This window comes from Ferruginibacter yonginensis (assembly GCF_042651465.1).
Taxonomy (GTDB): domain Bacteria; phylum Bacteroidota; class Bacteroidia; order Chitinophagales; family Chitinophagaceae; genus Ferruginibacter; species Ferruginibacter yonginensis.
In genome coordinates this window covers 76,952-90,932 of sequence record NZ_JBHSCZ010000004.1, presented here as the reverse complement: position 1 = coordinate 90,932, position 13,981 = coordinate 76,952, and the positions used below count along the sequence as shown (strand labels likewise).

The window sequence follows — 13,981 nt, the reverse complement described above, 5'->3', positions numbered from 1 at the left end:
AAGTACGAAGAAGTAAACCTTTATAATTAAAATTTGCAGTACCAATGGCTTGTATTAGCTATTGGTACTTTTGTATGAAATACTTAATAACCATACTATTATCTACTTGTTTCTATTACAAATCAATTGCCCAAAATTTGGTTCCCAATTCAAGTTTTGAGCTGTATACAACGTGCCCTTTTGGCGGTTTATCAAATAATGTATTGCTGAATTGGTTTAATCCAAACAACGGTCTAATTGAACCCGGGAATTATTACAATGAATGTGCAATCAATTTTGGCAATTCAATACCATTAAATGCAGATGGATATGAGTATGCTGCTACCGGTAAAGGATATATTGAAATGATATTATATTCACAGCCTACTTTAAGACAGTATTACTCTGTAAAATTGAATAGTTCACTTAATATTAGCCAATTTTACCTGGTAAGTTTAAAATATTCATGTGCTGATAGTGCTAAAAAAGCAACGAAAAACTTTGGCATTTATTTTTCAGATACACCTACACTTACTTACCAGCCCTATTCTGTATTGCCATTTGCCCCACAAATCCGTAATAATACAGGCTTTTTAAATAATACCAACGGTTGGGTTACCCTTAGTTTTTTATACAAAGCCAATGGTACTGAGCAATACCTCACCATGGGTAATTTTGATAATGATGTTAATACTGAAACACAAACTATAGGCGGCTCAAAAGATTATGCTGGAATTTACATCGATGATGTTTCTGTAACGCCCTACAATTGCTTTGTAAACCCAGTAAAAGATACGAGTTTGTGTACAGCCGATACTTTACGCATACAACTCAACAACCCAATGGCCAGCTATATGTGGCAAGATGGTAGTACCGTTGCTCAATATAATATTACCCAACCTGGCACATATACCGTAACCACTACTGCACCTGGCTGCACCCGTACAGATACGATACGTGTAAGCCCTCAAACAGCCACTCCTTTTAGTTTGGGTAACAACACTACTATTTGTAATAACGAACCATTGGTTTTAAATGGCCCTGCAAATTATACCCAATACCTTTGGCAAGATGGTAGTACCAACCCACAATACACCGTAACACAACCTGGTTTGTATTGGCTGCAAGCCACTAAGGGTAATTGTGCTTTTAGAGATTCTATTAGCATTGCTGCTATAAATTGTGTTTGTACACCACTTATACCTACTGCGTTCACCCCTAATGGCGATGGTAATAACGATGGGTTTGCACCCACTATAAGGTGTGCAACTACACAATACCAACTCGTTATTTTTAACCGGTATGGGCAAACTATTTTCAATAGCAATAACCCACTTCAAAAATGGAATGGTACTTACAAAGGTTTACCATGTAACAATGGTAGCTATGTGTACCAATTACAGTATGCCTTAGGCAATGGCATTTTACAAAAAACAACAGGGTCAGTGTTATTAGTGAGGTAATGAATGTTTGGTATATTTTACATTTGTACAAACGAAAACTTGTTTTTTATTACGCCACAAAAACACCATTTTCGGGTTGCTAAAAGTGTTTACTTCGTTTACATTTGTTCACAAACAAAACATATTGAAACAGCCCTACCAATACCAACTTATTGAAAAAGCTATTGCACTATTGCAACAACAATACCTTCAGCAGCCTTCACTAAATGACATTGCTGTACAGTTGCATGTAAGCCCACAGCATTTCCAAAAAATGTTTGTGGAGTGGGCCGGTGTTACCCCTAAAAAATTTATACAATACCTCACTGTAGCGCATGCAAAAAAAATACTTGGCAATTATACTTCCAAAGCACCAAGTTTATTTGAAGTAGCCGCCGCCACTGGTTTATCGGGCACAGGTAGGTTACACGATTTATTTGTTACCATTGAGGGGATGACGCCAGGCGAATTTAAAAATACAGCTGCACCTTTATCAATATTCTACAGCTTTGCAACTTCGCCATTTGGTGATGTAATTATAGCTTCTACCCACAAAGGAATTTGTCATGTTGCATTTTTTGAAGAAGGTAAGCAAACTGCCGCCATTGCTCATTTACAACAATTGTATATTGGCGCATTATTGCAATATTTAGTACAACCAATGCATACAATTGTGGTAAGCATTTTAAACAATATTTTTACAACTACTGATAAAATTACTTTGCATGTAAAAGGTACCAGCTTTCAATTAAAAGTATGGGAGGCGTTGTTGAAAATACCTACGGCTGCCGCAACTACCTATGGTACACTTGCAAAAAATATTGCTCACCCTAAAGCATCACGGGCAGTGGGTACGGCTGTTGGTGCTAACCCAGTCGCATTTATTATTCCTTGCCATAGGGTTATACAAGCTAGTGGTATAATTGGCGAATACAGGTGGGGCACTTTACGTAAAAAAGCTATTATTGGTTGGGAAGCAGCGCAGGCAAATGCTAACGAGTAGCAGCAGTGGGTAATTCAAAAATTTCGTACATACCATTATCTGTTTTTAAAAATGCTTTACAGTAATTACCATTGGTAATAGCCAAATAAGGCGCATTAACAGTGGCATTGTAATGCAACACTTGTGTAAGGGTTTGTTCGGTTAAAGGCACATTCATTTCTTTACATTCTATAACTAAGTAGGGTACATCATTTTTGTATACCACAATATCAAATCGCCTTTTGATGGCACCAATAGTAATTTGTTTTTCAACAGCTATAAGCGATGCCGGGTATTGTAAAACATGAATGAGGTACAAAATAAAATTTTGCCGAACCCACTCCTCAGGCGTAATAACATACCAGCGTTTACGAATAGCACAAAAAATAAGTTCTTTACCTTGTAGGCTTTTTATAGCTGGTTTTTGAGTGGGGTAATTAATTTGTATCATGCCACACGAAAGTAAATAAAATCATGATGAACAAACAATACCTAAAAGTTGAAAAAAGATTCACTGCTGAAGGGCTGCAGGATATGTAGGGGCAGTAGTAGCGTAGCGTACTACCGTAGCCCGAAATAGCCTGAACCATTGCTGCTATGGTTTGTAGGTACAGCGCCCCAAAGTATAAATGATAAAAAGGTTAAGCTATTTGTTGAAAAATACATCAAAAATAAATTTCGTAATTTTAACCGCATCATAAAAAAGATGAATATTGATGGCTACTTAAAACAATCGTTGTTTTTTTGATAGCGGTTGATGCAACAAAAAATAAAAAATAATACATGAAATCAAGAGAAGAAATCGTAGACAACTGGCTCCCACGTTACACCGGACAGGCATTGGATCAATTTGGGAAATATATTTTATTAACCAACTTTAGCAATTATGTTACCATGTTTGCTGAGTGGAATGAAGTTGAAATTATAGGAAAAGATAGGCCCATGCAGTGTGCTACGGCCAATGATATTACCATTATTAATTTTGGTATGGGTAGCCCAGGTGCCGCCACCATTATGGATTTACTAACCGCAATTGAACCAAAAGCGGTATTGTTTTTAGGTAAATGTGGGGGCTTAAAAAAACGCAATAAACTAGGAGATTTAATTTTGCCTATTGCCGCTATAAGGGGTGAAGGTACTAGTAACGATTATTTTCCGCCAGAAGTGCCTGCACTACCTGCGTTTGCGTTGCAAAAAGCCATTTCAACTACTATTAGAGATTACGAAGAAGATTACTGGACGGGTGTTTGCTACACCACTAACCGCAGGGTTTGGGAGCATGATGAAGTATTTAAAGAGTACCTTCAAAAAGTAAGGGCCTACGCTATTGATATGGAAACTGCTACCATTTTTACGGTAGGTTTTTATAATAAAATACCAACAGGCGCTTTGTTGTTAGTGAGCGATAGCCCGATGGTGCCAGAAGGAGTTAAAACCGAAGCAAGTGATAAAAATGTAACGGCCAATTTTGTGGAGCGACATTTAAAAATTGGTATTGACTCATTAAAGCAATTAATTAACGATGGCTTAACGGTAAGGCATTTGAAGTTTTAATTCGTAAAAGATGAGTGTACCATTGGTTCAAGTAAACAATTTACACATTCAATTTTGTGATAATGAAGGCTTAGCAACAACCGTGGTCAACAATATATCATTTAATGTGCCTCGTGGGCAAATTACGGCACTTATAGGCGAAAGCGGTTCAGGTAAATCTGTAACCGCTTTGTCGTTTTTACAACTGCTACCTAAGCAAGCAACCATTAATGGTGAAATTTTATTAAGTGAAGATGATGTAACTACTACCAACTTATTAACGTTGCCAGCAAAGGCTATGCAACAATTAAGGGGTAATAAGGTAGCGATGATTTTTCAAGAACCCATGACGGCCCTTAACCCCGTTTATACCTGCGGTATCCAAGTGATGGAAGCGATTATACAGCATAAAAAACTGAGTAAAGCTGCCGCTAAAAAAGCAGTGATTGATTTATTTACATTGGTTGAATTACCCGAACCGGAGCAATTATTTAAAAAATACCCATACCAAATAAGTGGTGGACAAAAACAACGGGTAATGATAGCGATGGCCATGAGTTGTGGCCCTGCATTATTAATTGCTGATGAACCTACTACGGCTTTAGATGTGAGGGTACAAAAAAATATTTTGCTGCTCATAAAAAAGTTGCAGCATACTCACCAGCTTTCTGTGTTATTTATTACCCACGATTTAACGTTAGTAGCGGCTATTGCTGAAAATGTAGTGGTGCTATATAAAGGCAATGTGGTTGAGCAAGGTGCTACCAAAAATGTACTGCAACAACCACAACATGCCTATACCAAAGCATTATTGTTGTGTAAACCAAGCCCAGCTCAAAAAGGCTTTACTTTACCAACTGTAGCTCATTTAATGCACCAAACATTAGTACCAATACCTATTGCAACAGCCCCAGTTATAGAAAGTAACCCCATATTATCAATTAAAAATGTAACCATACAGTACCCTGTTAAAAAAAATATATTCGGCAAGCCCACACAGTTGTTTACAGCGGTAAATAAGGTAAGCTTTGATGTATACAAAAATGAAATTATAGGGATAGTAGGGGAAAGTGGCTGCGGTAAAACAACCTTGGGCAATGCTATATTAGGTTTACAGCCTCTAACTGAAGGTAGCATTACATTAAACCAACAAGTAATATCAAACGCTACGGCTGCACAAATGAAGCAAGTTCGTAGCCAAATGCAAATGGTTTTTCAAGATCCCTATGGATCATTAAACCCTCGTATTAGCATTGGCGATGCCATTATGGAGCCCATGGTGGTACATCAAAAATTTGGCAGTAAAAAGCAACAACAACAAGCTACTTTACAATTATTAGCACAGGTAAATATGCCTGCTAGTACCATCCATAAATTTCCACACCAATTAAGTGGTGGCCAACGCCAACGAATTTGTATTGCTCGTGCCTTAGCGGTGGAGCCTTCGTTTTTGGTGTTTGATGAAAGTGTGGCAGCTTTAGATGTTAGTGTACAAGCTCAAGTACTCAACTTAATTAATGAACTAAAAGCTTCCCACTCATTTACCGCTATTTTTATATCGCATGATTTGGCAGTGGTGCAATACCTCTGTAACCGAGTTATGGTAATGCAACAGGGCGTTATTGTTGAAACCGGAAAGGTGAATGATGTATTTTTTAACCCCCAACATGCTTACACAAAAGAACTGCTAGCTGCCTTACCTAACCATGAAAAATGGTGATAATATCCAAAAAATCACTATCTTTGCACACTTTTAAAATCATGCCGTAACATGATAAGTGCCTACACAATAAAAAAGGCTTTTTTCAGTAGTAATGTACTACACGGTATGTAATAAATCATAAAACAAGTTTATTGCATGAAATTATCTCAATTTACATTCGACTTACCCCTAAACCTCATTGCACAAAATCCTACCAAAAAAAGGGAAGATAGCCGCCTGATGGTCGTAAACCGTAAAACCGGTAACATTGAAAACAGGCTTTTCAACGATATTCAAGAGTATTTTGATGACAAAGACGTATTTGTAGTGAATAACACCAAAGTGTTTCCTGCTCGTATGTACGGTCGTAAAGAAAAAACAGGCGCAAAAATTGAAGTGTTCTTGTTAAGGGAATTAAATAAAGCCAACAAATTGTGGGATGTTATTGTTGACCCAGCACGTAAAATTAGGGTAGGTAATAAACTATATTTTGGTGAAAACGATGAATTGGTTGCTGAAGTTATTGATAACACAACCAGCCGTGGTAGAACCATTCGTTTTCTATGGGATGGTACTGAAGATGAATTTAGAGCCATGCTCGAATTTATGGGTGAAACGCCATTGCCAAAATACATTAAACGCAAGCCAGAAGAAGAAGATAAAGAAAGATACCAAACTGTATATGCAAAGCATGAAGGTGCAGTAGCTGCCCCAACTGCAGGTTTACACTTTAGTAGAGAGTTGATTAAAAAACTCGAAATTAAAGGTGTTCGTTTTGCAGAAGTTACTTTACACACCGGTTTAGGTACTTTCCGCCCTATTGAGGTAGAAGATTTGAGCAAACATAAAATGGATGCCGAATATTATAAAATTGATGAAACCGCTTGTAGTATTGTAAACAAAGCAAAAGCAGGCGGACATAGAATTTGCTCTATCGGCACCACTACCATGAGGGCTATGGAAACATCATACACTGCACAACAATTATTAAAACCATCTGAAGGTTGGACGAACAATTTTATTCACCCACCATACACTTTTAATATTGCTGATGCTTTGGTAACCAACTTCCACCTTCCTAAAACAAGTTTGTTAATTATGGGCTGTGCCTTTGCTGGGTACGATTTAATTATGGAAGCGTATAAAAAAGCAATAAAAGATAAATACCGTTTCTTTAGTTATGGTGATGCTATGTTAATCATCTAACATCTACCATTTATAAGTTTTAAAAACGCTCCATTTTGGGGCGTTTTTTCATTTAGGGATAAAAAAAGGGGCCGTGATAGAAATCTCAGCCCGTATTAATCCAATATCCTATGAAAAACCATATGTAAAACGACCACTTATGTCATTTTATTGTATAGATTTTAAAAATGTTTTAATTTTTATTAATTTGTTGTACAAAATTTGATTTATGCGTACAATCACTGATTGGCTAACTGAGTATGGTGAAAGCCATACTAACCAAACTAATAAATTAATTCATTGGGTATGTGTACCAGCCATCTTTTTTTCTGTAACAGCACTGTTATATAGTATTAAATTGCCGTTTGCAATTGGAGGTGTGGGAGGTGTGCCAGTAAACGTAGCATTTATAACCATTGCATTGGTAATAGCCTATTATGCTACCCTTTCTTTAACCTTAGCAATAGGTATGTTGTTATTTAGTAGTGCCTGTTTATTTTTATGTTATACCTTGGAGCAGGCTGCTTTTATGCCTTTATGGTTGGTAGGTGTTATTATTTTTGTAACAGCATGGGTAGGTCAGTTTTATGGCCATAAAATTGAAGGCAAAAAGCCTTCATTTTTAAAAGATATTCAATTTTTAATGATTGGTCCAGCTTGGCTCATGAGTTTTATTTACAAAAAAATAGGCATACAATTATAACGGTTTTTGGCGTGCCCCCGCCGCTAATATGCAGTATAATTTTTTCAAATAGGTTCAAGCGTCGGGGTCGGGCTTTTCATTGCAAGTCCTCGGCAATACCGTCGTACCTCCGCCATTGCCTGTGGGCTTTCCATTACAATCCCTCACGTACAAACGCAAGTAGCTACACTTTAAAAAATCACCCCTAAATTTTCACCCAATTGTTGTAAATCGGTTACTACGGCTGGTAATAAAGGTATACCGTTAATCATTCTATCATTTTCAAAAATAACTTCTGGTTCACCAGGTATAATTACAGGTTCATTAACATCAATCGGCGTAGCATTTTTAAAAGCCGCTATCCATTGGTCCATATCTTTTTTAAATGCATCAGCAGTTCTAAAAGCATCTATACGCATGGCCCCAAAAAAATGTCCAATGCCTTGTCCGGGCATATTTTCAGGCATTGGTATATAAGCCGGAAAAGGCGGTACCCATGGCCCAAAATTAGCACCACTTAAAACCCCTGAAAAAATATCAACAATACTGCCCAGCATATAACCTTTATGGCTGCTGCCCTCTCTATTACCACCTAATGGTAATAAAGCACCTCCTTCTTTTAATGCATGTGCATTATTACTAGCTGCACCGTCTTTATTTTGCACCCAACCTTGTGGTACAGGCTTATTTTTACGTTGCAAAATTTCTAATTTACCATTAGCAGCAGTGGTAGTAGCAAAATCAGCCACAAAAGGGGCTTGTTTGCCAGCTGGTATTGCAACAGCAATTGGGTTAGTGCCCAGCATTTTTTGTTTGGCAAAAGTAGGTGCTACCAATGCGGAAGCGTTGGTCATAGCAATCCCAATCATATCATGGGGTAGGGCCATCATGGCATGTTTACCTGCAATACCAAAATGGTTACTATGTTGCACACTTACCCAACCGGTACCTACATTTTTGGCTTTGTCAATTGCCACTTGCATGGCAAAAGGCGCTACTACCAAACCTAAACCAGCATCACCATCAACCACTGCGGTAGAAGGTGTTTCATGTATAATTTTTAAAGTTGGGTTAGCGTTTACTCGTTTGGCTTCCCATAAACGAACATAACCACTCAAACGAGCAACACCATGGCTATCAACCCCTCTTAAATCGGCACTGAGCAAGCTTTCTGCTGCAATTGTAGCATCATGTGCCGTGCAACCAATGGCTAAAAAAATACGTTCTGTAAAATTAAAAAGTTGTTGGTATGTAAAGCGTTGTTCCATATGGCAAAGTTAACACGAATGTTGATAAGGGTTGGTTTTTGTACAGTGTTTAAAACACCTTTATAAGTAAGTAACAGTTTAGTTGAGGTTAAATTGATAATTGATTAATTTGCAAGCATGCAACAATACCATCATTTATTACAACATATTTTAGATAACGGTACTGATAAAAGTGACCGAACAGGCACGGGTACACGTAGTATTTTTGGTTATCAAATGCGCTTTAATTTGGCCGAAGGCTTTCCATTGGTAACAACCAAAAAAGTGCATTTAAAAAGTATTATACATGAGCTATTATGGTTTTTAAAAGGCGATACCAATATTGGTTATTTAAAAGAGCATCAAGTAAAAATATGGGATGAGTGGGCTGATGAAAACGGCGATTTAGGTCCGGTGTACGGTAAACAATGGCGTAGTTGGGAAGGGGCTGATGGTCAGTTGTACGATCAAGTAAAAGATGTTATTCATCAACTACAACACAACCCCGATAGTCGTAGAATCATCATCAGTGCTTGGAACGTAGCTGATTTGCCAAAAATGAAATTAATGCCTTGCCATTGTTTGTTTCAATTTTACACCAGTGCGCCAGATGCAGTTACAGGAAAACGAAAATTGAGTTGTCAGCTCTACCAACGAAGTGCTGATGTGTTTTTGGGAGTACCTTTCAATATTGCTTCGTATGCATTACTAACCATGATGATTGCACAAGTGGTTGATATGGAGTTAGGCGATTTTGTGCATAGCTTTGGCGATGTACATTTGTATAGTAATCATTTTGAACAAGCTAAATTGCAGTTAACGAGAAGCCCTTTCCCTTTACCACAAATGCATATCAATAAAAATGTAAAAGATATTTTTAGTTTTACTTATGCTGATTTTGAGTTGGTAAATTATCAATCACATGAAGCCATTAAAGCACCTGTAGCTGTATAATTTTTTAAAAACATTACTAAAAATATTTCATTGAAAATATCCATCATTGTAGCAGCATCATCAAACAATGCTATTGGCCATCAAAATAAATTGTTGTGGCATTTGCCAGTTGATTTAAAGTTTTTTAAAAACACCACTTGGGGTATGCCCGTTATTATGGGTAGAAAAACATTTGAATCAGTAGGTAAGCCTTTGCCAGGTAGGCTTAATATTGTAGTTACAAGTAATGCTGAGTGGCAATCGCCTAATACCCTTACTGCTACTACATTACAAAGTGCTATTGATAAAGCTGCAACAAGTAATTGTAACGAAATTTTTATAACAGGTGGCGGCGAAATTTATCGACAATCAATGGCTATTGCTGATATTATTTATTTAACTAGGGTACATACGCAAATTGATGGCGATACTTTTTTCCCTGAAATAGATACCAATTTATGGGAACTTACAAAAAGTTATACTGTTACTAAAGATGAAAAAAATGCCTTTGATATGACATTTGAAACTTGGCAAAAAATTACTCCAACCAAATAAGTTTTGTGTATACTCGTTTTCAATTAGCTAAAAAATATATTCAATATTACCTTACTTCGGCAAACGGTAAGGGGCATGGTGTGCACTCTCCCTTTGTTTTTAATTTTATCAAGTTTGTATTAAACGATCGTAAAAAATATGCCGCTTATAACACTATTGAAAATAGCCGTAAGGAGTTATTACAAAATACACAAACTATTGAAGTGGCTGATTTTGGGGCAGGTTCAACCGTCATCAAAACAAAGCAACGTCGTATAAAAGATATAGCAGCATCATCACTAAAACCCAAAAAATATAGCGCCTTGCTCATGCGTATGATACAATATTATCAATACCAGCAAGTGGTTGAGTTAGGTACTTCATTAGGTGTTACAACTTGTTATATAGCGGCTGCACAAAACAAACCAAGTGTGGTTACAATGGAAGGAGCGCCACAAGTAGCAAAAATAGCACAGCATTATTTTAAACAACATCAATATACCAACATTAAATTAATTGAAGGTAATTTTGATATTACCCTTTCACAATACTTACAATTAAACCCTAAAATAGATTTAGTTTTTATTGATGGTAACCACCGTAAACAACCCACCATCAACTATTTTCATCAGTTATTAGCTGCAATGAATGAGGAAGGTTGTATGGTTTTTGATGATATACATTGGAGTGCAGAAATGGAAGCTGCATGGGCGTATATTAAAGCACATGAAAGTGTAACATTGAGTATTGATTTATTTTTTATTGGTATTGTATTTTTTAAAAAGGATTTTAAAGTAAAGCAACATTTCACCATTCGATTTTAATTTTTCTTATCTTACGTAGTATATAATTATATTATGACGATAGGTGTTTTAAAAGAACCCAATGGAGAAACAAGGGTTTCATTGTTACCCGAGCATATTGCAACTTTTACAAAGTGGCAAGTACATATTCAAGTTGAAAGTGGAGCAGGCGATAAAGCCTTTGCATCTGATGCTCATTATGAGGCTGCTGGTGCAAAAGTGGTGAATCGTTCCAGTATACTAGCTACTAGCGATGTAGTACTTTCAATTACAGCTTTGCAAGAGGCTGAAATAGCCCAATGCAAAGCCAAAGTTTTGTTTGGCTTTTACCAACCATTGTTTCAACCACAACAAATACAATCTTACGCTCAAAAAGGTTTTACCATTTTTAGTATTGATATGTTGCCTCGTACAACAAGGGCACAGAGTATGGATGTGTTGAGTAGTCAGGCCAACATTGCTGGGTACAAAGCGGTATTATTAGCCGCTACTACCTACCCAAAATACTTCCCCATGTTTATGACGGCAGCTGGTAGCATACCTCCAGCAAAAATGCTCATTTTAGGGGCAGGTGTGGCAGGTTTACAAGCAATTGCTACTGCCAAACGTTTAGGTGCTGTGGTAGAAGTTTTTGATACAAGACCAGCAGTAAAAGAAGAAGTAATGAGCCTCGGTGCAAAATTTGTAGAGGTAGAAGGTGCAGCAAGTGCAGCTAATGCTGGCGGTTATGCAGTAGAACAATCTGCTGAATTTATGGCAAAGCAACAGGCACGAATTGCCGAAAGTGTAGCTAAAAGTGATATCATTATTACCACCGCAGCCATACCTGGTAAAAAAGCACCAGTATTGGTTACAGAACAAATGGTACATAGTATGCGTAGTGGCTCTGTAATCATCGATTTAGCTGCATCTACCGGAGGTAATACTGCTTTCACAAAAAATAATGAAACGGTAATAGTAAATGGCGTAACCATTATCGGACAAAGCAACTTACCTGCTTCAATGCCAAGTGATGCTAGTAAATTATACGGAAAAAATATTTTAAACTTTTTGCAACTCATCATTAATAAAGAAGGACAGTTACACCTCAATTTTGAAGATGACCTGGTAAAAGGTACTTGCATTGCACATGATGGGCATATTACCAATGAGCGTATTGCTGCATTATTAACAGCATAAAATCAAACTTAATTTTTAAATAAAATGGAAACAATATTTAATTTTTTTGAAGCCAATCAAGAAATCATTTACATGGTTATTTTGATGATTTTTTTAGGTATAGAAGTAATTGGTCGTGTACCAAGCGTACTACACACGCCTTTAATGAGTGGTGCTAATGCCATACATGGGGTTGTAATTATTGGTGCTTTAATTGTTATGGGAGAGGCTGATCCTACTAACTACGTAGCATTAATACTTGGTTTTTTAGCCGTATTGTTGGGCACTTTAAATGTAGTAGGCGGTTTTGTAGTAACCGATAGAATGCTCGAAATGTTTAAGAAAAAACGTTCGTAAACAATACCCCTTCATTTTTAATTTTTTAACTGATTATATGTTCGCATCATTACTAACCATCATCTACCTTATTGCATCTGTAACATTTATTGTAGGGCTTAAAATGTTATCGCACCCTGAAACTGCTCGTCGTGGTAATTTAATTGCTGCAGGTGGTATGGGGATCGCTATTTTTGGTACTATTTTTTTATACAAAACAAGCACAGGTGAGCACTTGGGTAATTTGGTTTGGATGTTTGCTGCATTAATTATTGGGGCAGTGCTCGGTACTATTAGTTCTAAAAAAGTGAAAATGACTGCCATGCCAGAAATGGTGAGTTTGTTTAATGGTATGGGTGGTGCTTGTGCTATGTTAATTTCTTTGATTGAATTTAATCATGCAAAAAATACTACTATTGAATTAGGACATTTTTTAGCGATAGTGTTGGGCTTAATAATCGGTAGTATTTCTTTTGCTGGTAGCATTATTGCTTATTTAAAATTAAGCGGCAAACAAAAAGATATCAGCTTTAAAGGGCAACATATTTTTAATGCATTGTTGTTTTTAATTATTCTTGTAGGTGCTGTAATTACTTATAATGCTGATGTTACAATGGCGCCTACTTATTTTTATATCACATTTGCATTGGCTGTTATATATGGAGTATTTTTTGTATTGCCTATAGGTGGTGCAGATATGCCTGTGGTGATATCTTTACTAAATTCACTTACAGGGGTTGCTGCAGCCTGTGGTGGTTTTTTATACAACAACAAGGCAATGCTAACGGGTGGTATTTTAGTAGGTGCAGCTGGTACATTACTGACAGTGTTAATGTGCAAAGCTATGAACAGAAGTTTGCTCAATGTAATTATTGGTAATTGGGGAGGTAGTGTAGCTGCAAGCAGTAATACATCAGCTGGTGGCGATTTTAAAGAAGTTACTTTAAGCGATGCCGCTATGGTGATGAGTTATGCAAATAAAGTGGTAATTGTGCCTGGCTATGGTTTAGCAGTGGCACAGGCGCAACATACTTGTCATGAGTTAGAAAAAATACTCACCGACAAAGGCGTTGAAGTTACATATGCTATTCACCCTGTTGCTGGGCGTATGCCAGGTCATATGAACGTTTTATTAGCTGAGGCGGATGTTGCTTATGAAAAATTAGAAGAAATGGAAGAGGCCAATAATAATTTTAAAAATACCGATGTTGTACTTATTTTGGGTGCTAATGATGTGGTAAATCCGGCTGCAAAAAATGACCCTAGCTCACCTATTTATGGTATGCCTATTTTAGAAGTAGAGCAAGCAAAAACAGTTATTGTAAACAAACGTAGTATGAAGCCAGGCTATGCAGGTATTGAAAATGCATTGTTTTTTCAACCAAAAACATCAATGCTTTTTGGCGATGCTAAAAAAGTATTGCAAGATTTGTGTGCAGAAATAAAAGCTTCATAAAACCTATTT

General features: G+C 36.9%; 14 protein-coding genes. 12 read left to right on the top strand and 2 right to left on the bottom strand.

The window, feature by feature from the left end; translation table 11 throughout:
* Nucleotides 1-137 precede the first annotated feature (137 nt).
* Entirely contained in the window at nt 138-1,442 is a 1,305-nt protein-coding gene (locus tag ACFOWM_RS12865; protein WP_379710795.1) for a T9SS type B sorting domain-containing protein, read from the top strand.
* A gap of 124 nt (nt 1,443-1,566) precedes the next feature.
* Nucleotides 1,567-2,424 carry a methylated-DNA--[protein]-cysteine S-methyltransferase gene (locus ACFOWM_RS12860; protein WP_379710793.1) on the top strand — a complete coding sequence of 286 codons (858 nt, stop codon included), beginning with the start codon at nt 1,567-1,569 and terminating at the stop codon, nt 2,422-2,424.
* Here ACFOWM_RS12860 and ACFOWM_RS12855 read toward each other — a convergent pair.
* Nucleotides 2,414-2,854: a type I restriction enzyme HsdR N-terminal domain-containing protein gene (locus ACFOWM_RS12855; RefSeq protein ID WP_379710791.1), complete on the bottom strand. Its 441-nt coding sequence runs from the start codon at nt 2,852-2,854 to the stop codon at nt 2,414-2,416. The genes ACFOWM_RS12860 and ACFOWM_RS12855 overlap by 11 nt on opposite strands.
* A gap of 332 nt (nt 2,855-3,186) precedes the next feature.
* On the opposite strand from ACFOWM_RS12855, the gene ACFOWM_RS12850 reads away from it, so the two are divergent.
* From ACFOWM_RS12850 to ACFOWM_RS12835, 4 genes are all read left to right on the top strand, one after another.
* Nucleotides 3,187-3,957, top strand: a complete 771-nt coding sequence (locus ACFOWM_RS12850) for an AMP nucleosidase (RefSeq protein ID WP_379710789.1) — start codon at nt 3,187-3,189, stop codon at nt 3,955-3,957.
* 10 nt (nt 3,958-3,967) lie between these two features.
* The gene (locus ACFOWM_RS12845) at nt 3,968-5,656 is read left to right on the top strand and encodes a dipeptide ABC transporter ATP-binding protein (RefSeq protein ID WP_379710787.1); all 1,689 of its coding nucleotides are present in this window, start codon (nt 3,968-3,970) and stop codon (nt 5,654-5,656) included.
* A gap of 138 nt (nt 5,657-5,794) precedes the next feature.
* Nucleotides 5,795-6,844 carry a tRNA preQ1(34) S-adenosylmethionine ribosyltransferase-isomerase QueA gene (queA, locus tag ACFOWM_RS12840; RefSeq protein WP_379710785.1) on the top strand — a complete coding sequence of 350 codons (1,050 nt, stop codon included), beginning with the start codon at nt 5,795-5,797 and terminating at the stop codon, nt 6,842-6,844.
* A 208-nt stretch (nt 6,845-7,052) separates the two neighbouring features.
* On the top strand, nt 7,053-7,526 hold the full coding sequence (locus tag ACFOWM_RS12835; protein ID WP_379710783.1) for an Mpo1 family 2-hydroxy fatty acid dioxygenase: 474 nt from the start codon (nt 7,053-7,055) through the stop codon (nt 7,524-7,526).
* A gap of 170 nt (nt 7,527-7,696) precedes the next feature.
* Here ACFOWM_RS12835 and ACFOWM_RS12830 read toward each other — a convergent pair whose 3' ends face one another.
* Complete coding sequence (locus ACFOWM_RS12830; protein WP_379710781.1) at nt 7,697-8,773, bottom strand: Ldh family oxidoreductase; 1,077 nt, start codon at nt 8,771-8,773, stop codon at nt 7,697-7,699.
* 117 nt (nt 8,774-8,890) lie between these two features.
* On the opposite strand from ACFOWM_RS12830, the gene ACFOWM_RS12825 reads away from it, so the two are divergent.
* The 6 genes from ACFOWM_RS12825 to ACFOWM_RS12800 are packed head-to-tail and all read left to right on the top strand — an operon-like array spanning nt 8,891 to nt 13,972.
* On the top strand, nt 8,891-9,706 hold the full coding sequence (locus tag ACFOWM_RS12825; protein WP_379710779.1) for a thymidylate synthase: 816 nt from the start codon (nt 8,891-8,893) through the stop codon (nt 9,704-9,706).
* Nucleotides 9,707-9,736: 30 nt separating this feature from the next.
* Nucleotides 9,737-10,240 (top strand): dihydrofolate reductase, encoded by a 504-nt coding sequence (locus ACFOWM_RS12820; RefSeq protein WP_379710777.1) that lies wholly within the window; start codon nt 9,737-9,739, stop codon nt 10,238-10,240.
* Between the two features lie 5 nt (nt 10,241-10,245).
* Nucleotides 10,246-11,043: an O-methyltransferase gene (locus tag ACFOWM_RS12815; protein ID WP_379710775.1), complete on the top strand. Its 798-nt coding sequence runs from the start codon at nt 10,246-10,248 to the stop codon at nt 11,041-11,043.
* 33 nt (nt 11,044-11,076) lie between these two features.
* Nucleotides 11,077-12,201, top strand: a complete 1,125-nt coding sequence (locus ACFOWM_RS12810) for a Re/Si-specific NAD(P)(+) transhydrogenase subunit alpha (RefSeq protein WP_379710773.1) — start codon at nt 11,077-11,079, stop codon at nt 12,199-12,201.
* Nucleotides 12,202-12,225: 24 nt separating this feature from the next.
* A complete protein-coding gene (locus ACFOWM_RS12805) occupies nt 12,226-12,537 on the top strand; it encodes an NAD(P) transhydrogenase subunit alpha (protein WP_379710771.1) in 312 nt (103 codons plus the stop codon).
* A gap of 37 nt (nt 12,538-12,574) precedes the next feature.
* Nucleotides 12,575-13,972 (top strand): NAD(P)(+) transhydrogenase (Re/Si-specific) subunit beta, encoded by a 1,398-nt coding sequence (locus tag ACFOWM_RS12800; protein ID WP_379710769.1) that lies wholly within the window; start codon nt 12,575-12,577, stop codon nt 13,970-13,972.
* Nucleotides 13,973-13,981 lie beyond the last annotated feature (9 nt).

Bases quoted from the DNA above. Each gene is read 5' to 3' on its own strand.
- ACFOWM_RS12855 (WP_379710791.1), bottom strand. From the start codon at position 2,854: ATGATACAAATTAATTACCCCACTCAAAAACCAGCTATAAAAAGCCTA.
- ACFOWM_RS12850 (WP_379710789.1), top strand. From the start codon at position 3,187: ATGAAATCAAGAGAAGAAATCGTAGACAACTGGCTCCCACGTTACACC.
- ACFOWM_RS12845 (WP_379710787.1), top strand. From the start codon at position 3,968: ATGAGTGTACCATTGGTTCAAGTAAACAATTTACACATTCAATTTTGT.
- queA (WP_379710785.1), top strand. From the start codon at position 5,795: ATGAAATTATCTCAATTTACATTCGACTTACCCCTAAACCTCATTGCA.
- ACFOWM_RS12835 (WP_379710783.1), top strand. From the start codon at position 7,053: ATGCGTACAATCACTGATTGGCTAACTGAGTATGGTGAAAGCCATACT.
- ACFOWM_RS12830 (WP_379710781.1), bottom strand. From the start codon at position 8,773: ATGGAACAACGCTTTACATACCAACAACTTTTTAATTTTACAGAACGT.
- ACFOWM_RS12825 (WP_379710779.1), top strand. From the start codon at position 8,891: ATGCAACAATACCATCATTTATTACAACATATTTTAGATAACGGTACT.
- ACFOWM_RS12810 (WP_379710773.1), top strand. From the start codon at position 11,077: ATGACGATAGGTGTTTTAAAAGAACCCAATGGAGAAACAAGGGTTTCA.
- ACFOWM_RS12805 (WP_379710771.1), top strand. From the start codon at position 12,226: ATGGAAACAATATTTAATTTTTTTGAAGCCAATCAAGAAATCATTTAC.
- ACFOWM_RS12800 (WP_379710769.1), top strand. From the start codon at position 12,575: ATGTTCGCATCATTACTAACCATCATCTACCTTATTGCATCTGTAACA.